The following is a 17089-nucleotide window of genomic DNA, read 5'->3' on the forward strand; positions in this document are numbered from 1 at the left end:
TCCCGATTTCAAATAGTGGCGGTCTTACTGTACCGTCTGGACGGTCTTGTCAATTGGGCCTAAGCTTGCGATGGGAGGCGCCATGAGAGCCCAACGACCGAACTCGCGCGAGAAGATTCTCGCCGCGGCGGCTGATGTTGCCCGGGAATCCGGGCCCGGCAGCCTGTCGCTCGATGCCGTTGCCAACCGCGCCGGCGTGTCGAAGGGCGGGCTGCTCTACAACTTCCCCACCAAGGCGAAATTGATGCAAGGCTTGGTCGAAGGCTATCTGCGCGATTTCGAGCAAGCGCTGGAATCCGCCAACAGCAACGACAAGGGCAAAAATCCCCTCGCCGTCTATATCAGGCTGTCAGCCGAGGATTGCGAGGAGAAGCAGCCATCGGCATCCTGGATATTCTCGGCGATCGCCGAGGATCCCGATTTCATGATGCCGATCAAGACATTCAAGCGGCAGCTTTTCGAGCGGTTGAAGGGCGAGGCGCCGGACCTCAAATCGCTTCTGGTCTGCTATCTCGCCATCGAAGGGCTGCGCAGCATGAACCTGTTCGATTCCGACGTGCTGTCAAAGGACGAACGGGACCTGCTGGTGTCGTCACTTCTCGATATCGCCAAATAGGCTTGCCTGCGCGCGAGGAGGACGACGCTGCCGCGATCGTTCAATCGACGGCGCTTACAGGGCCTTGCCCGTCGAAGGATCGAACAAGCGAAGCGCGGCCTCGTCGAAGGCGAGGTTGCGCTGTTCGCCCTTGGCGAATTGGGCGCGCGGCGGCAAGCTGGCCGTCAGCCGTTGCGTGCCGATCCGCGCCGTGGTGACCAGCTCGGGGCCGGTCAGTTCGACGACCTCGATCTCCACGGGCAGTGACAGCTCCGCGGCGGCTCCGGTCGCCGCACGCAGCGCTTCCGGCCTGATGCCGACGACCATTTGTGCACCCTCACGCGCCGCATTCGCATAGCGTGCCGGCACGGGGATCCATACATCGGATCCGGCAATGGCCAGCTTGCCGTCGGTGACGGTGGCCTGCAGCATGTTCATCGACGGCGCGCCGACAAAGCCGGCGACGTAGAGTGTCGCCGGGTCGTTGTAGATCTCCTCGGGGGTGCCGAGCTGCTCGATCCGGCCGTCGCGCATGACGGCGATGCGGCTGGCCAGCGTCATCGCCTCGATCTGATCATGGGTGACGTAGACGACGGTCGTCCGCAGCATTTGGTGCAGGCGCTTCAATTCCGTGCGCATTTCCAGGCGCAGTTTGGCGTCGAGATTGGACAGCGGCTCGTCGAACAGGAAGACCTGTGGCTTGCGCACCAGGGCCCGGCCGATGGCGACGCGCTGGCGCTGGCCGCCGGAAAGCTGACTCGGCTTGCGGTCGAGCAGAGCCTCGATCTGCAGCAGCCTTGCCGCTTCGTTTACCGCCCTGTCGCGCTCGTCGGCCGCGACGCCGCGCATCTCCAGTCCGAAGCCGATGTTGCGGCGCACGGTCAGGTTCGGATAGAGCGCGTAGGACTGGAAGACCATGGCGATATCTCGGTTCTTGGGGTGGACGCCGAGGATCGAGCGGCCACCGATCAGGACGTCGCCGCTGGTCGCCTCGGCAAGGCCGGCGATGATGTTGAGAAGCGTCGATTTTCCGCAGCCCGAGGAGCCGAGCAGCACCAGGAATTCACCGCTCTGCAGCGCGATGTCGATGCCTTTCAGCGTCTCGACGCTGCCGTAGCTCTTGCGGATGCCGCGGATTTCAAGCGCGCTCATGCATGGAACCCTCAAACTGCACTGGCCCGCCATAGTTGCGGGGCAAGGTGGAAATGGCGCGCGAGGCGACGTGCGTAGCGGCGCGGAGGCAAGCGGACAGCGGCCGTTCCTGTGCCAATGCGGCCAGGAAGGCGGCATTGAAGACGTCGCCGGCACCGATCGTGTCGACCACCCTGACGTCGGGCGGCGCGGCGGCTTCGACGAGAGTGCCGTCCGGGCCGATGGCGATGGCGCCACGTGGCCCGCGCTTGACGACGAAGGTCGCGCCTTGCCTCATGCTGGATCGAATTTCACGCGCCGCTTCCGCCGGACTTGGCAGCCCCGCCAGGGTCACCGTCTCAACCTCGTTGAACAGCGCCAGCGCGCAGCGCGACAGCCACGTCCTCGTCGCGGCGCAATTGGCCGCAGTCCAGCCATCGATCGGCCAGCCTGTATCGAGTGCCACGGCAACGCCGTGGCTGTCTGCCCAGTCGAAAAAAGCATTGTAGTCGCGCGTGAGGTCTTCCGTCAGGAAGGAGCCGCAGAGCAGGGCGTAGCCACCGGAGAGTGCGGGGCCGTCGAGAACCGACAAGACATCGGCGAGGCCGAAGCGTGGCAAGTGCCCGCGTGTGGTGAAGAAGGTCCGTTCGCCATCGGGGTGGGTCATCCCGACCGACAATGTCGTGCCTTCGGGACGGATAGCCCATTTCTCGGCGCGGACGCCAAAAGCCTCACCAAGCCAGCGGCCGAACTGGTCGTCACCGACATTGGCGGCAATCGCAAAGTCGACGCCCAGCGCTTGCCAGGCGAGCCCGGTGTTGCCAGCCTGGCCGCCGACGCGCAATTCGTCATGGTCGACGACGGTCTCGGTTCCCGCCTTCGGCCATGGCGCGACCGGGCCGACGATCAGGTCGACATTGACGTTGCCGATCACCGCCAGCGGGCGCATCACTCGCTCCTGGTGATCTTGGTGGTGCGCACCGGCGTGCCCGCATTGTCGACGCGACCGTCCGCGAAGGCGATCATCAGGCGCTGTGCCACCGGCAGCATTGCGAGGATAGCGGCCATCCCCGCGGCTGGTTTGAACGTGAGCGTGACGGCCCCGGCGACCGACGCTTGCCCGGACGCGTCGAAGATGACCAGCGGCGCGCCGGCTTCGACCACCGAAAGTGCCATCGCGGTCACCAGCTCCGAAGTCGGGTCGGCGCCGCGAAACAAGACAACACCGATCTGAAGGCCGAGCATCTCCATCGGCCCGTGCCGCAACTGGCCGCCCTCGAGCGAAAAGCAGGGCAGCCGCGACAGTTCGGTCAGGCCAAGCGCCAGGGCTTCGGCCACGCCCTGCAGGCGGCGGCCGGAGGTGACGATCGTATCCACCTTGCCAAGCGCGGCGAGTGCTTGGGCGATATCGCAATCCTGCGGAGCTTCGAGCATGGCAAGGGCAGGAGCCGGATCCTCGCCCAGAGCCGCGAGGATGGCCAGGTGCAGGGCCAGGGTCACGGTCAGGCTGCGGGTCGCGGCGAAGGCCAGCTCCGTGCCGCCGGCGCCGACAAGGCAAGGCGCGGTGCGGGCAAGAAAAGAACCGCCTTCGAGCGTCAGGCCGAAAACGTCCGAGCTGCCGCCGGCCTGTGCAAACCATCTGACGACCTCGGCGCTCTCGCCGGATTGCGAAGTCACAAGCACCGTCCGGTCCGCCAGCGGCAATGGCTGGCCGAGCTGCTCGGACAGTGGCAGCGCCAGCGCATCGATGCCGAGCGCACGATAGAGCGGCTCGACGGCACGGCCGACCGCATGCGAGCCGCCCATGCCAAGCAGAAGCATGCGGCCGGTCTTCCTGATCGAAGCAGCGACGTCTGCCGCCATGGCAGCGTTGTTCTCGAACGAAGCACGCGCATCGGCGTGCTGGCGCGCCATTTCGCGGTCGATGGCGGTCAGTCCGGCCGGCCGTTCTTTATCTGCAGTCATGTTCATCCTTTCACACCGCCGCTGGTCAGGCCCGAGATCAGTGCCCGCTGCATGACGAGGCCGATCAGCACCGGCGGCAAGGCGGCCAGCACGCCAGCCGTTGCAATCAATCCGTAGTCCGAAACACGGCCGCCGGCCAAATCGGCGATGGCGACGGTGAGCGTCTTGGCGCGCTGGTCGGAGGTAAACAGCAGCGCGTAGAAGAATTCGTCCCAGGCCAGCAGCACGGCGAATAACGCCGATGTCGCCATCACGGGCGCGGCCAGCGGCAATGTGATGATGCGCAGTGTCTGGAACAGGCCGGCGCCGTCGATCATCGCCGCCGCCTCGATCTCGCGCGGGATGGAATCGAAGCCGGATTTCATCAGCCAGGTGGTGAAGGGCGCCAGCGTGGTGAGATACACAAGCGCCAGGCCGAAGACATTGTTGAGCAGGCCAAGATGCGACAGGCCCATATAGAGCGGTACGGCGAGCGCCACCGGCGGCAGCATGTAGGTGGCGATGACCATCGACAGCGACCAGCCGATCGACGGTGTGCGCGAAACCGCCCAGCCGGCGGGGATGGCCAAGGCGAGTGCCGCCAGCGTCGCCATGGCGGCGATCTCAAGACTGTTGCGCAGCGACGAGGTGAAGGCGGCGCCGGCGCTGTTTTCGGCCGTCGACAGCAATTGCCGGTAGCGGGAGAAGTCGGCTGCCTGCGGCCACCAGCGCAGCGGCTTGGCGGCGAGATCGGCGGCCGGCGAAATGCTCATGATGAACAGCCAGGCGATAGGCGCCAGAATGATCGCGGCAAGCAGCAACGCGCAGGCATAAATGAAGACGGTGAAGGCGACGCTCTTGCGCTCCATCAGGCGGCGCTCCCGGCGGTCTTTCGCACCAGGGCGGCATAGGCGACGGCGAGCAGCGTGACGAGCAAGGTGACGATCAGCGCCAGCGACGCGCCCGAACCGGCGCGCTGGAAGGAGAACGCTTCCTGGTAGACGAGGATCGAGAGTGTTCGCGTGGTGTTTGCCGGACCGCCGCGTGTCATCACCCAAATGATATCGAAGACCTTGAAGGCCTCGATGGTGCGCAGCACCAGCGCCACCATCAGCGGGCCGGCAAGATAGGGCAGGATGACGAAGCGGAAACGGTTGAACGGTCCTGCTCCATCGACGAGCGAGGCGGCGGTGATGTCACGCGGCACCGCTTGGAGGGCGGCGAGCGCTATCAGCGCCACCAGCGGAAAGTTCTTCCAGCAGTCCGCAACGATGAGGGCAGCCAGCGCCGTTCCCGGCTCACCGAGCCAGGACCGATAGGCGTCGATGAGGTGCAACTGCGTCAAGGCGGCATTCAGCGCGCCATATTCGGGATTGTAGATCAGCCGCCACAGCGTGGCGTTGACCACCGTGGGCAATGCCCAGGGCAGGATCATCAGGGCGCGCAGGATTGCGCGGCCGCGAAAGTCCTGGTTGAGCAGCAGGGCGGCGAGGACGCCGATCACCATTTCGGCGGCAACCGAAATAATCGCGAACAGGGTCGTGGTGATCAGTGTGCGCGAGAAGTTGGTGCTCGACAGCATGTTGGAATAATTGTCGAAGCCGACAAAATCGCCAGCCGTGCCGACCAGCTTGGCATCGGTGAAGGAGAGCCCGACCGTATCGACCAGCGGCCAGCCGATGACGGCGACCATGACCACGAGCAAAGGCAGCATCAGGAGCCATGCGCGGGTCGTCATCCAGGTGCTCGACATCAGAGCAGCCTCTCTTCTCTCATCTGTGATCTGGACATAGTACAGGCGGCAATCGCGCATGACCCCGGAAATCGGAGGCCGATTTCCGGAAAGGATCATGCGTAAGATAGAAAGTGCTGCAGCGTTTCTTGCGCGTCATAAGGGACGCAACGCTGTAGTGCCGCCCGTATCGAACGACTGGCTTGTCTCAGAGGCCGCTGTTCTGCGCGGCGGTCTTCAGGGCGTCTTCCGGCGAAGACGTCCCGAGCAGCGATTCCTGGATTGCCTGCTGCAGCGCGGTCGACAGCTCCTGGTATTTCGGCGTGGTCGGACGCGGATACATGGCAGCCAGACCGAGCTTGGCAGCGGCGATCAGTTCTTCCTGGCCCTTGGTGACCGTAGGGTCGTCATAGGACGAGGCCCAGATCGGCAGCGAGAGCTTGGCGTATTGGTTCTGCGTCGCCTGCGAGGTCATGAAGGTGATGTACTTCCAGGCTTCGTCCGGATGCTTCGAGACCGCGGTGACGCCGAGACCCATCGAACCGTTGACGGCCGACACTTCGCTGGTGCCGGCAACGCCCGGCGCCGGCACGACGCCGACCTTGCCGGCCACCTTCGAGTCCTTCGGGTCGTTGGCCATGTTGTACATGTAGGTCCAGTTCAGCGCGAAGGCGGCATCGCCGTTTTCGAAAACCTTGCGCACGTCCTCTTCGAGGAATTCCTTGGAATTGGGATTGGTGAGACCCGACTTGTAGCTGTCGACCATGTATTTCAGGGCCAGCAGGCCGCCGCCATTCTGGAAGTCCGGCTTGCCGTCCTTGAGGAAGTCGCCGCCATAGGCGCTGACCAGCGTGGTGTAGTCGCAGATGGCCGCTTCCGCCTGCGACCAGCTCCACGCGATCGGCGTCTTCAGCAGGCCTTTGTCCTGGATGATCTTGGCTTGTGCGCCGAGCTCTTCCCAGGTCTTCGGCGGGGCCTTGATGCCGGCCTTTTCCAGGATATCCTTGTTGTAAAACAGGTATTTGGTGTCGAGGATCCACGGCATGCCATAGGACTTGCCGTCATACTGCACCGTGGTCCAGGCGCCGGGCAACACGCCCTTCTTCATGTCGTCGGTGATCTTGGAAGACACATCGACCAGAACCTTGTTGGTGGCGTATTCGGCCGGCCAGATGACGTCGAAGAGGACGACGTCATAGCCTCCGCCCGACCCCTGGGCGAGCACGGTCTTGTCGTGCAGGCCCTCATAGGGGACGAATTCGAGATTGACCTTGACGTCCGGATTGGCCTTGGTGAAGGCGTCCGTCATCGCACGCACGTCAGCCTCGCTGTAGGCGGCCTGCGCCATGAAAAGCGCGTTGAGCGTCGTCTCGGCGAAAGCTTGGGGGACGAACAGTCCTCCGGCAAAAACCGCGCCGACCAGTGTCTTGGGGATCGTCTTAAGCATTTTCTTCTCCCATTGCAGCGTTGACGGGCCGGCGCTGCCAGATGTTTGGCATCGTCTTCCCGGATCCATGTCGCGTGACCTGATGGTGCCGGCTGACCAGTGGCGGCAGGCGGAAGCCTTGGCCATCTTGTTTTGCGGTGGTCGGTTCACATTAAGTCAAGTCGCTTGACTTAATTAGTCGATCAATATTCTAATGGTGTCAAGAGGGGAAACGCCGGTGGACGACATCAGCCCAATTCGTGCCAAGAGCGGCACCAACCAGGAAGGCACGAGCGCGCATAACCGCCGTGTCATGGTCGAGGCGCTGCGTCTCAACGGCGCGCTGTCGCGGGCCGATCTGGCGCGGGCGACGCAGCTCACCAAGCAGGCGGTTTCCAACATCATCGAGGACCTGGAACGCGACGGCCTGGTCGTTGCGCTCGATGCGGTGCGCAAGGGCAGGGGGCAACCGTCGACCCCCTACAGGCTGGTGCCTGAAGGCGCTTTCGCCATCGGCCTTCAGATCGACCGTCACCTGACGCGGGCGGTCGCGGTCGACCTGATGGGCCGCGTGCTGGCGCGGGCCGAGGCGAACCTGCCTTTCGATGAGCCCTCCAGGGGCGTCGAGGTGATCCTCGGCCTGATCGATGGCGTCCGGCGCGAACTGGCCGGTATCTCGTCGCAGTCGGAAAAACGCCTCGTCGGCCTGGGTGTCGCCATGCCCGGACCGTTCGGCCTGAAAAATTCGGATGACAAATGGATGATGCCGGCCTGGCAGAAGTTTCCGCTGCTGGACATGCTGGCCAAGGGCACGGGACTGAATGTCGGCCTGCAGAACGATGCCGCCGCCTGTGCGACGGCCGAGCGCATCGTCGGCGCCGCGCACGGCGTCGACCACGCAGTGTGTCTTTATGTCGGCTATGGCATTGGCGCCGGACTGATCCTCAACGGCGAACTGTACAGCGGCGGCCATGGCAATGCCGGCGAAATCGGCATGGCCTTGCTGTCGCCGGCCGGTCCCGGCTCGACACCGCTCGAACATCGCGCGTCGCTCGCCTCGCTCTACCAGCATCTTGGCCTCGATCCCGCCGACGAGGACCTCTACGGAAAGATCGGCGCGCTGGCCGCGGCGGGTGATGTGAAGATCATGCGCTGGATCGAGGGCGCGGCCCATGATCTGCGCTGGAGCGTGCATCTCATCGAAACCATCTTCGACCCGCAGACAGTAATCCTGACCAGCGGCGCGCCGGAAGCGCTGGCGCGCCGGCTCGTCGAGGCCATGCATCCGCTGCTTTCGTCGATCGCCGACCGGCCAGGCCGGACCTTGCCGCGCCTGCAGCTCGGCACCACGGATCCCTGGTCGATTGCGTTGGGAGCCGCAGCGGCGCCGATCAGCCGCGCCTTCGATCCGCTGTTCTCGGCGATCCTGAAGACACGCTCCGGTCCCGCCTGAAGGCGACCGCGCGTAAGGCCAAGCCTCTCCCGGCGTCACACAGGGTTCATCGTCCGGACATAGCGTCTTTTCCAGTTCTTTGCTGCAATGCAATAGGAGTGGGACATGGTGGACATAGTTTCTAGTGAGGCGGGCATTCCAAGGCCGGATCATCCGCTGGATAGTTCGGGTGGCGCGAAGTGGTTCCTGCCGGTCTTCGGTGTGCTGGTGCTGGTCGGCGTGGTCTATGTCGGCTACGCGCTTAGCCAGGACCTGGCGGTGGCCAAGACGGTGCCGTGGATCCTGCTCGGCATCGCCTTGCTGATCGCGCTCGGCTTCGAATTCGTCAACGGGTTCCATGACACCGCCAATGCGGTGGCGACCGTCATCTACACACGCTCGCTGCCGGCGGAGTTCGCCGTCATGTGGTCGGGCGCCTTCAATTTCCTCGGGGTTCTCACTTCCAGCGGCGCGGTCGCCTTCGGCATCCTGTCGCTGCTGCCGGTCGAGCTGATCCTGCAGGTCGGTTCTTCCTCCGGCTTTGCCATGGTGTTCGCACTGCTGGTGGCCGCCATCCTGTGGAACCTCGGCACCTGGTTCCTCGGCCTGCCGGCGTCGAGCTCGCACACGATGGTCGGTTCGATCATAGGTGTCGGCCTCGCCAACCAGTTCATGGCACCTGCCGGCAGCGCTACCAGCGGCGTCGACTGGTCGCAGGCGACCAATGTCGGCGTGACCTTGCTGGTGTCGCCGATCATCGGCTTCTTCGCCGCGGCGGTCCTGCTCTACGCGATGAAGCTTCTCGTCCGCAATCCGGCGCTCTACGAGGCGCCGAAAGGCAATGCGCCGCCGCCCTGGTGGATCCGCGCGCTGCTGATCTTCACCTGCACCGGCGTCAGCTTCGCGCATGGCTCCAATGACGGCCAGAAGGGCATGGGCCTGATCATGCTGATCCTGATCGGCGTGGTGCCGACGGCCTACGCGCTCAACCGCACGCCCGACATCAACTATCTCGAAGCTTACAAGTCGGCTTCGGTCGGCGTGGAGACCGCGCTGGGCAAATATGTGAAGCCCGGTGTCACCGTCGCCGATGCGAAGGATGCCAAGGCTGCCGTGCAGGATGCCGTGCGCACCCGGAGCTGGAGCGACAAGACGACCGTCGCTCTGCAGAGCTACATCCACAACACGACGGCCGAGCTGCAGCCTTACGCTTCGGTCGACACCGTGCCGACCGATCTGGTCAGCAACGCCCGCAACGACATCTATCTGATCGGCGAGGCGCTGAAATTGATCGACAAGAAGCAGCTGCTGCCGATGGAGGCCGCCGATCTCAAGGCGGTCACCGACTATCACAAGGCCGTCGACAACGCGACGAAGTTCATCCCGATCTGGGTGAAGGTCGCGGTGGCCCTGGCGCTTGGCCTGGGCACCATGGTCGGCTGGAAACGCATCGTCGTCACGGTCGGCGAGAAGATCGGGAAGAGCCACCTGACCTATGGCCAGGGCGCTGCCGCCGAACTCGTGGCGATGGTCACCATCGGCATGGCCGACCGTCTGGGTCTGCCGGTGTCGACGACCCATGTGCTGTCGTCCGGCGTCGCCGGAACCATGGCGGCCAACGGCTCGGGCCTGCAATGGTCGACGGTGCGCAACCTGCTGCTCGCCTGGGTGCTGACCCTGCCCTGCTCTATCACCCTGGCCTTCGTGCTGTTCATCCTCTTCCGCCAGGTGTTCTGAGCGTCAGAGGCGACAACACTACCGACGGCGCCACATTGGCGCCGTCTCGTTTTCCGGCGACAGGTTCGCGACGATTTCGGGCGGCAGTCATGAACGACGCATCGCATCTGACCCTGCTTGCCGTCGACGACCAGCATCCGGCGCCTGGCCTGGTCTGGGCCTATCACGGCTTGCCAGGCAAAACCCCAGTGGCGCTTGCTCCGCGCGATATCAACGCGGCACTGGCGATGCGTGAAGGCTGGGTCTGGCTGCATGTCGATCTCGTCGACCAGCGCGCCCATTCCTGGGTCAGCCACGCCTGCGCCTTGCCGGCCTCGGCCAACGCGATCCTCGAAGGCCATGAGGACAGCCCCGCGCTGGCGCATGAGGATGGTGTCGTCCATGGCATTTCCGCCGACCTGCACAGCGAAATCGCGCGTCAGTCGACCACCATCGGGAGATTGCGCTTCGCGGTCTCGGAGCGGCTGCTGGTGACCGGCCGCCGCCATTCGCTGGCAGCGGTCGAGGAGGTGCACGAGGCGCTGGCCGCGGGGCTGCGGCCCGCCACCGCCTTCGAACTTTTCGAGGCGATCGTGCTGGCGTTCTGCAGCAGCACCAGCCTGCGGCTCGCTGCCGCCACCAAGCGGCTCGACGAAGTGGAAGATCATTTGGTGACCGAGCGGCTTGCCGACGAAAGGCGGCGGCTGAAAGATGTTCGCCGTCTGGCGGTCTCCCTGCACCGCCCGATCTCGGCGCTGGCGGCACTTTTCCAGGACGAGGACCGCTCGGACTGGAAGCTGTCGGCGGGGGCGCACGAGATCCTGCGCCGGCTTACCACGCGGCTGGAAAGGCTCGACCGCGAAGTCGTCATGGTCAACGACCGTGCACGGCTGTTGCAGGAGGAGGTCGCCGCCGAGCTCGCGGACGAATCCAACCGCAGCCTTAAGGCGCTGGCTGTGATGAGCGCGCTGCTTCTGCCGGGCTCGCTGATTGTCGGCATGTTCGGCATGAACACCGCCGGGCTGCCGCTTACGCAAACGCCGGGCGGATTCGAACTGGCGCTGTTGATCGCGGCGGGCGCGACCGGCCTGTTCTACTGGCTCCTGCTGAGAGCCGGCGCCAATCTTAGGTTCTGAGCCAAAATAGACAGGCTCTGCGTTCCGAGGAAGCGGAAAACCGCTCTTGGGTCGCTCAGGTCGGATCTTCGCGATGCAAGTCGTGGATGGTGACGCCGTCGGCATTGGTCGGCAGCATCAGCCATTTCTTGTGACGCAACGTGCGCTCGGTGTCCTCGAGGCCCATCTCCCAATGCTCGCGCATCGAGGTGCCCGAAAACTCATAGTCCTTGGCGTGGCCCTCATAGCCTTTGTGCTGGTAGATCAGGTGGACGATGTTGACGACGCCGGCGTTGGAATAGTCGGCGATCAACTCCTGCTCGCCTTCCCTGAGCTGCTCCGACGGCACGCGCTTCAGCGCATCGAGCAGCTTCATCTTCAGCGCATGGATGCGCTCGAAATTGTCGGTGTTCTGCCGCGTGCGGCTCGAATACATGATGTCCTTGTGGCGCGACAGCACGTCGGCCATGCCGCGCGGCAGCACGCCGCGGGCGCTGAACAGATCGACCTGGAAGACCAGCGAGGAACGGTCCTCTTCCTGGTCGAGCAGGTATTGCAGCGGCGTGTTGGAGACGATGCCACCATCCCAATAGTACTCGCCCTCGATGCGGATCGAAGGAAAGGCCGGCGGCAGCGCACCGCTGGCCATGATATGCTCCGGCTCGATGCGCACCTTCTCGGTGTCGAAATAGACGAAGTTACCGGTCCTGACATTGACAGCGCCGACGCTCAGCCGCTTCTTGCCGTCATTCAGCACGTCGAAGTCGATCAGGCTCTCCAGCGTGTCCTTCAATTCGGCGGTGTCGTAGAAGCTGGTGGCGCCTTCGGCGCCCGACAGCTGGAACCAGGGATTCGGATTGCGCGGCTTGAAGAAGCCGGGCTGCCCCATCGTCATCGTCATCAACGATGAGGTCTGGTTGCGGATATCGCGGTAGATGTCGCCTTCGGGCGTATAGGACCAGATCTTGCGGCCGGAAATCGTCTGCCAGAACTGTTCCAGCCGCTGCAGCCGGCGGCTCGGCTCGTTGCCTGCGATGATCGCGGCATTGATGGCGCCGATGGAGACGCCGGATAGCCAGGTCGGCTCGCAGCCGGCATCGGCCAGCGCCTGATAGACCCCTGCCTGATAGGCGCCGAGCGCGCCGCCGCCCTGAAAGACCAGCGCGATACGGTCATACTGCGCCGTGATTTCCTCGATGGTGGCGGCGGCTGCCTTGTTGCGGTTACGATCAAGCACTGACTTTCTCCAGCTGGGTTGCGCTGGCAGCGGATCGGCTGTGGTCAGCGAGGTAATCATGCACGACTTCGCCCAGGCCGAGCGTCAGATCGGCCTTGAAGTGAACCGCCGACACGATGTCGAGCACGGGCAGCTTCGCCACGTCGGCCATGACATGGGGCCGCAGGTCGAGCGCGGCGGGCGCCGTCCACGCTTCCTTCAGCGTGATATCGGTGAGGTAGTAGCGGACCAGCTCGCAGATGCGCGGCGTGCCGTCGACATGGGGGATGATCTTGATCAGGAAATTGGGGGCGGCGAGCGAGGCGAGCACCTGGTCATGATCAGCCTCACGATGCTTGTAGCCCATCGTGCCGGTGGCGCACAGAACGCTGCCATAGTGCAGCGTGCCGACGATCACCTCGCCTTCATGGACGATCTTGGGATTGGCGAGTTTCTTTGGAAACCCCCACAGCTCGCGACCGCCGGCAATCGGCGCGTCATCGTCGAGATACATCGAATGGACGTAGCCGCCATGCTGGCCCTTGTAGCGCACGGGAATGACCTGACCGGTCTCGGTGTAGTCGCCGAAGCCGGTGGAGTCCGGCATGCGGATGAATTCGTACTTGACCAGCGGCTCGTCGATTTCCAGCGGCGCCGGCACGACGGCCTCGAGCGCCTCGCGTGTCGTGCGATAGGTGATGATGATGTATTCGCGGTCGAAGAAGCGATAGGGACCCGGCGGGAATGAGGGATTGGTGAGCGGCATCGCATAGGCGCGCTTCACGACATCGGCGATTTCCATGCTGGTGCCCCAAGGTTCTGTCGGACGAATTCATTCAGGAAGGACCGCGCGAATGCGCAACGGTTATGTTGCACGGCACCATGACAGTGCCGTGTCAGCCTAACGACCATGGTTTCCGAACCGGGCGAGGACAAGCAGGCGTTGTCGTCTGGCTGTAATCGCATCGACACATGGCTCTGCCATTGTCATGCTGCGACGCACAATTATATCGTCATGTTCCCTCCCACCTCGCGCGAGATTTCCCATGGGTTCCCTGTCTTCGAAGAATGCCCTCGTCACCGGCTCGACCAGCGGTATCGGCCTGGCAATCGCCCGCGCCTTTGCCGCCGAGGGCGCCAACGTTACCATCAACGGTCTTGGCGATGCTGCCGCCATCGAGCGGGAGCGCGCCGGCATCGAGAAGGATTTCGGCGTCAAGTGCCGCTATTCCGATGCCAACATGATGGATGGCGCCGCGGTCACCGCCATGATCCATGACGCGGAAGAGGCGCTCGGCAGCCTCGACATACTGGTCAACAATGCGGGCATCCAGCATGTGGCGCCGATCGAGGAGTTTCCCGACGACAAATGGGAAGCCATCATCCGCATCAACCTTTTGGCCGCCTTCTACGCCATCAAGGCGGTGGTGCCCGGCATGAAGGCACGCAAATGGGGCCGCATCATCAACACGGCTTCCGCGCACGCGCTGGTCGCCTCGCCGTTCAAGTCGGCCTATGTCTCGGCCAAGCACGGCATAGCAGGCCTGACCAAGACGGTGGCGCTGGAAGTCGCGCAGGACGGCATCACCGTGAACGCGATCGCGCCTGGCTATGTCTGGACGCCGCTGGTCGAAAAGCAGATCCCCGACACGATGAAGGCGCGCGGCATGACCGAGGAACAGGTCAAGCACGACGTGCTGCTGGCGGCGCAGCCGACCAAGGAATTCGTTACTGTCGAAGAGCTTGCGGCACTGGCATTGTTCCTGTGCTCGGATGCGGCCAGGCAGATCACCGGCACGACGTTACCGATGGATGGCGGCTGGACGGCACAGTAAAATTGGTCGAAACATGCCGCCTTCAGGCCAACGCCAGGGCGCCGGCAGGAAGGCAGTGCGCGGCCCATGAAAATCATCCAGCTCTCCGATCCGCATCTGATGCCGCCGGGTGGCCTTCTCTACGGTTCCGATCCGCTCGCGCGGCTGGAAGCCTGCCTGGCGGATATCGGCAGGAACCATGCCGATGCCGACCTGGTGGTGATATCAGGCGACCTGAGCAATGATGGCGAGCGCGCGGCCTATGCGGCGTTGCGAGGGGCGCTGGCGCGGTTCGTGCCGCCTTGCCGGCTGATGCTCGGCAACCACGACGACAGGGCGCTTTTTCTCGAAATGTTCCCGGAAGCGCCGGCCGAGCGCGGGTTTGTCCAGAGCGTTTTCGATGGCGGCGATGGCCGCCTGATCCTGCTCGACACGCTGGACAGCGGACATGTCGAGGGCAGGCTGTGCGCGGCCCGTCTCGACTGGCTGGACGAGAAGCTGCACGAAGCGCGCGACAGGCCGGTCTTCCTCTTCATGCACCACCCGCCGTTCCGCATTCACATGCCGGTGCTCGACGAGGTCAGGCTCGCCGACGCCGATGCCTTCCATGACATTCTCCGGCGCCACGGCAATGTCGGCCACATCTTTGCCGGCCATGTCCACAGGCTGATCGCCGGCAGCTGGCGCGGCATACCGGTCAGCACGCTGCGCAGCACCAATCATCAGAGCGCCCTCGATTTTTCGGACAGCTGGCGGCTGGGCCACGAGCCGCCCGCCTATGCCGTCATCTTCATCGATGCGGATGGAGTGGTCGTCCATTTCCACGATTTTGAGACGGGCCGGCCCGAGCCGGTCAAGGATCCTTGACGAGGCGGCTTTCGCCGCCGCCAAGATGGGTCTCCCATACATAATCGGAGATCAGCCGCCGATACTGTGGGGTCATGACCAATTTTCTGTGCGAGGCGCCGCCGACGTGGAAAAAGGCGCCGCCCAGCATCCGATGGTCCGCTTCCATCCCATCAACATCGAGATCGGCTGCCGTCTTTTGCGCATCGGAAACATCGTTCTCGCCAAGTCCGCGATACAGCAGGCTCCAGTTTCCGCCGCCGGTGTCCATTCCGCTGACAAAACGCGGTGTGAAGTCCAGGTCCAGTCCTTGCACGGCGCTGAAGCGGAAGAAGCAGAACCCAGCCCACATGAACCAGGCCTCGGGGTCCGCTTGCGCTGGGCGCTTTGAGCCGTGGACGATTTTTCCCTCCATCGTCGCGGCGATGTCCACGGGGACGGTCGGAAAGCAGTCGTGATCCAGAAATCCGAAAAGCTCCGGCCGCAAAGGCCGAACGATGTTGTGGAAGATCCAGTTCATGGATATCCCGTGCGATCGGTTGGGATGGCTCTCCCGGTTCCGGGGCAGACCGAAATAAGCGATTTTTCGCGCCCGGCAGATGTCCGCGATACGCACCCTTGCCGATCGATCGGATGAATTGTCGATGACCACCAGCGTCATCCCAGAGGAATACAATTGCCAGGCTCGGGTGAGCGCATCGATGACCCAGGGCGTGTTGAAGGCTATGACAAAGCAGAAGCGCCGGGAACCGGTTTGCAGCAGCTCCTCGGTGAATTTCAGGCCTTCGGGAACGCCGCGCCCGCGAAAATCACGCTCAATCAAGGCGTTGCGAAAAGCCTTGGCCTTTCTGACAGGCCAGTTGTGGTTCAGCAGATCAACAAGGCCCTTGGCCGGCTTCCAGCTCATTACAAACTTCGCCATTGCTCCAAATCGGATGCATGCTCCCATAAGGCGAAGCTCATCTTCCCACAACCCCGGCCTGGAGCCGCGAGAATTTTTGCGACCACCGGCTTGTCGTACACGCATGCTGTATTTCAACCTGATCTGGTCGCGGGCGCTATCAATCGCGACATCGTAGCGCTAAAACGCCATCCGGTTCTGCACGGGGTTGATATGTTGGTTGCGATCTTCCGCGCATTGCGCGCCATTCCCTTCGTTGCCGCCAGCATTGTCTTTGCCACGGGCGCCCGGGCGCAAGCGGTCGAATTCAAGACAATCACGATCAAGGTCGGCTATGGCCCCGGCGGGGGCTATGACCAGACATCGCGGCTGATCGCTCGCCACTTCGGCCGGTTCCTTCCCGGCAATCCGGATATAGTCGTCCAGAATGTGCCCGGGGGCGGCAGCCTGAAGCTCACCAAGATGGTGTTGGGCAGCGAGCCGGCCGACGGCAGCGTCATCGCTTCCGTCAGCGAAGCCATGTCATATGCGCCGGTGCTCGATCCCCAGAAAGCCAATTTCGATCCGCTTGCCCTGCAATGGATTGGCTCGCTCGTCAACGAGCCGGCCTATTGCCTGACGGCCAAGAGTTCCGGCGTCGACACGATGGACAAGTTCCTGCAGTCCGATTTCCTGATTGGGGCGACCGGCAAGAGCAGCGTGACCTATATTTTCGCGGCGCTGGTCAAGAACGGCTTGAAGGCAAAGTTCAAGGTCGTCACCGGCTTTGAAGGCACAGCCGATATCGAACTGGCGATGCAGCGAGGCGAGATCGCCGGAATGTGCGGAGTCTCCAGTTACAACATCTCCGAAAACCGCGACGCGCTCAACCTCATTGGTACCTTCGGCCAGGGCATCGTTGCAGGCCAGGAGAAGTTCACTGCTAGGATCGACGACCCGAAGGTCCGGGAAGCGGCCGCGCTGATCGAGACCGCTTTGCAGTTCCATCATCCGTTGGTTGTCCCGCCGGGCACGCCCAAGGAGACGGTCGAAACGCTGCGCAAGGGATATATGGAGATGGTCAGGGATAAGGCGTTCCTGGCCGACATCGGCAAGCTTAGCGAAATGACCGTCAACGCCACCAGCGGCGAAGACATAAGCCGGCTTGTCTCGGAGCAGTTGAAGGTGGATCCGGATGTGTTCGAGACCGCCAGAAATCTGGTGAAGTAGATTCCCGGCGAG

At 63.5% G+C, this 17089-nt stretch carries 16 protein-coding genes; 7 read left to right on the forward strand and 9 right to left on the reverse strand.

Annotation, left to right across the window (positions count from 1 at the left end):
• Positions 1-82: 82 nt before the first annotated feature.
• Positions 83-616: a TetR/AcrR family transcriptional regulator gene (locus tag FJ950_RS10695; protein WP_015315434.1), complete on the forward strand. Its 534-nt coding sequence runs from the start codon at positions 83-85 to the stop codon at positions 614-616.
• 54 nt (positions 617-670) lie between these two features.
• Here FJ950_RS10695 and ugpC read toward each other — a convergent pair whose 3' ends face one another.
• From ugpC to FJ950_RS10725, 6 genes are all read right to left on the reverse strand, one after another.
• Complete coding sequence (ugpC, locus tag FJ950_RS10700; RefSeq protein WP_140616756.1) at positions 671-1747, reverse strand: sn-glycerol-3-phosphate ABC transporter ATP-binding protein UgpC; 1077 nt, start codon at positions 1745-1747, stop codon at positions 671-673.
• Entirely contained in the window at positions 1734-2675 is a 942-nt protein-coding gene (locus FJ950_RS10705; RefSeq protein ID WP_140616757.1) for a PfkB family carbohydrate kinase, read from the reverse strand. Before FJ950_RS10705 ends, ugpC begins: the two co-directional genes overlap by 14 nt.
• Positions 2675-3697 (reverse strand): SIS domain-containing protein, encoded by a 1023-nt coding sequence (locus tag FJ950_RS10710; protein ID WP_140616758.1) that lies wholly within the window; start codon positions 3695-3697, stop codon positions 2675-2677. Before FJ950_RS10710 ends, FJ950_RS10705 begins: the two co-directional genes overlap by 1 nt.
• Positions 3694-4539 carry a carbohydrate ABC transporter permease gene (locus tag FJ950_RS10715; RefSeq protein ID WP_140616759.1) on the reverse strand — a complete coding sequence of 282 codons (846 nt, stop codon included), beginning with the start codon at positions 4537-4539 and terminating at the stop codon, positions 3694-3696. The genes FJ950_RS10710 and FJ950_RS10715 overlap by 4 nt, the downstream gene beginning before the upstream one ends.
• Complete coding sequence (locus tag FJ950_RS10720; RefSeq protein ID WP_015315439.1) at positions 4539-5423, reverse strand: sugar ABC transporter permease; 885 nt, start codon at positions 5421-5423, stop codon at positions 4539-4541. The genes FJ950_RS10715 and FJ950_RS10720 overlap by 1 nt, the downstream gene beginning before the upstream one ends.
• A 187-nt stretch (positions 5424-5610) precedes the next feature.
• Complete coding sequence (locus tag FJ950_RS10725; protein ID WP_140616760.1) at positions 5611-6849, reverse strand: extracellular solute-binding protein; 1239 nt, start codon at positions 6847-6849, stop codon at positions 5611-5613.
• A gap of 217 nt (positions 6850-7066) precedes the next feature.
• Between FJ950_RS10725 and FJ950_RS10730 the strand changes: the two genes are divergently transcribed.
• From FJ950_RS10730 to FJ950_RS10740, 3 genes are all read left to right on the forward strand, one after another.
• A complete protein-coding gene (locus FJ950_RS10730) occupies positions 7067-8281 on the forward strand; it encodes an ROK family transcriptional regulator (RefSeq protein WP_140616761.1) in 1215 nt (404 codons plus the stop codon).
• Between the two features lie 105 nt (positions 8282-8386).
• Positions 8387-9997 carry an inorganic phosphate transporter gene (locus FJ950_RS10735; RefSeq protein ID WP_140616762.1) on the forward strand — a complete coding sequence of 537 codons (1611 nt, stop codon included), beginning with the start codon at positions 8387-8389 and terminating at the stop codon, positions 9995-9997.
• 89 nt (positions 9998-10086) lie between these two features.
• A complete protein-coding gene (locus FJ950_RS10740) occupies positions 10087-11112 on the forward strand; it encodes a transporter (RefSeq protein WP_181171162.1) in 1026 nt (341 codons plus the stop codon).
• Between the two features lie 55 nt (positions 11113-11167).
• Here the strand turns inward: FJ950_RS10740 and FJ950_RS10745 are convergent, their stop codons facing one another.
• Complete coding sequence (locus FJ950_RS10745) at positions 11168-12328, reverse strand: patatin-like phospholipase family protein (RefSeq protein WP_140616764.1); 1161 nt, start codon at positions 12326-12328, stop codon at positions 11168-11170.
• Entirely contained in the window at positions 12321-13109 is a 789-nt protein-coding gene (locus FJ950_RS10750; protein ID WP_140616765.1) for an acetoacetate decarboxylase, read from the reverse strand. The genes FJ950_RS10745 and FJ950_RS10750 overlap by 8 nt, the downstream gene beginning before the upstream one ends.
• 244 nt (positions 13110-13353) lie before the next feature.
• Here FJ950_RS10750 and FJ950_RS10755 point away from each other — a divergent pair, with 244 nt between their 5' ends.
• Together FJ950_RS10755 and FJ950_RS10760 are read left to right on the forward strand one after the other, a co-directional pair.
• Positions 13354-14142 (forward strand): 3-hydroxybutyrate dehydrogenase, encoded by a 789-nt coding sequence (locus FJ950_RS10755; protein ID WP_140616766.1) that lies wholly within the window; start codon positions 13354-13356, stop codon positions 14140-14142.
• Positions 14143-14208: 66 nt separating this feature from the next.
• Positions 14209-14988, forward strand: coding sequence for a phosphodiesterase (locus FJ950_RS10760; RefSeq protein ID WP_140616767.1), 780 nt, complete (start codon positions 14209-14211; stop codon positions 14986-14988).
• Here FJ950_RS10760 and FJ950_RS10765 read toward each other — a convergent pair.
• The gene (locus FJ950_RS10765; protein ID WP_246681302.1) at positions 14975-15790 is read right to left on the reverse strand and encodes a hypothetical protein; all 816 of its coding nucleotides are present in this window, start codon (positions 15788-15790) and stop codon (positions 14975-14977) included. The two genes, FJ950_RS10760 and FJ950_RS10765, sit on opposite strands and share 14 nt — an antisense overlap.
• Here FJ950_RS10765 and FJ950_RS10770 point away from each other — a divergent pair.
• A complete protein-coding gene (locus FJ950_RS10770; protein WP_246681303.1) occupies positions 15722-17077 on the forward strand; it encodes a hypothetical protein in 1356 nt (451 codons plus the stop codon). The genes FJ950_RS10765 and FJ950_RS10770 overlap by 69 nt on opposite strands.
• Positions 17078-17089: the final 12 nt, after the last annotated feature.

This window comes from Mesorhizobium sp. B2-3-14 (genome assembly GCF_006442175.1).
GTDB lineage: Bacteria > Pseudomonadota > Alphaproteobacteria > Rhizobiales > Rhizobiaceae > Mesorhizobium > Mesorhizobium australicum.

Excerpts from the sequence above, each read along its gene's own strand:
- FJ950_RS10710 (WP_140616758.1), bottom strand. The coding sequence starts at position 3,697 with ATGAACATGACTGCAGATAAAGAACGGCCGGCCGGACTGACCGCCATC.
- FJ950_RS10725 (WP_140616760.1), bottom strand. The coding sequence starts at position 6,849 with ATGCTTAAGACGATCCCCAAGACACTGGTCGGCGCGGTTTTTGCCGGA.
- ugpC (WP_140616756.1), bottom strand. The coding sequence starts at position 1,747 with ATGAGCGCGCTTGAAATCCGCGGCATCCGCAAGAGCTACGGCAGCGTC.
- FJ950_RS10735 (WP_140616762.1), top strand. The coding sequence starts at position 8,387 with ATGGTGGACATAGTTTCTAGTGAGGCGGGCATTCCAAGGCCGGATCAT.
- FJ950_RS10720 (WP_015315439.1), bottom strand. The coding sequence starts at position 5,423 with ATGTCGAGCACCTGGATGACGACCCGCGCATGGCTCCTGATGCTGCCT.
- FJ950_RS10755 (WP_140616766.1), top strand. The coding sequence starts at position 13,354 with ATGGGTTCCCTGTCTTCGAAGAATGCCCTCGTCACCGGCTCGACCAGC.
- FJ950_RS10760 (WP_140616767.1), top strand. The coding sequence starts at position 14,209 with ATGAAAATCATCCAGCTCTCCGATCCGCATCTGATGCCGCCGGGTGGC.
- FJ950_RS10750 (WP_140616765.1), bottom strand. The coding sequence starts at position 13,109 with ATGGAAATCGCCGATGTCGTGAAGCGCGCCTATGCGATGCCGCTCACC.
- FJ950_RS10705 (WP_140616757.1), bottom strand. The coding sequence starts at position 2,675 with ATGCGCCCGCTGGCGGTGATCGGCAACGTCAATGTCGACCTGATCGTC.
- FJ950_RS10715 (WP_140616759.1), bottom strand. The coding sequence starts at position 4,539 with ATGGAGCGCAAGAGCGTCGCCTTCACCGTCTTCATTTATGCCTGCGCG.
- FJ950_RS10695 (WP_015315434.1), top strand. The coding sequence starts at position 83 with ATGAGAGCCCAACGACCGAACTCGCGCGAGAAGATTCTCGCCGCGGCG.
- FJ950_RS10740 (WP_181171162.1), top strand. The coding sequence starts at position 10,087 with ATGAACGACGCATCGCATCTGACCCTGCTTGCCGTCGACGACCAGCAT.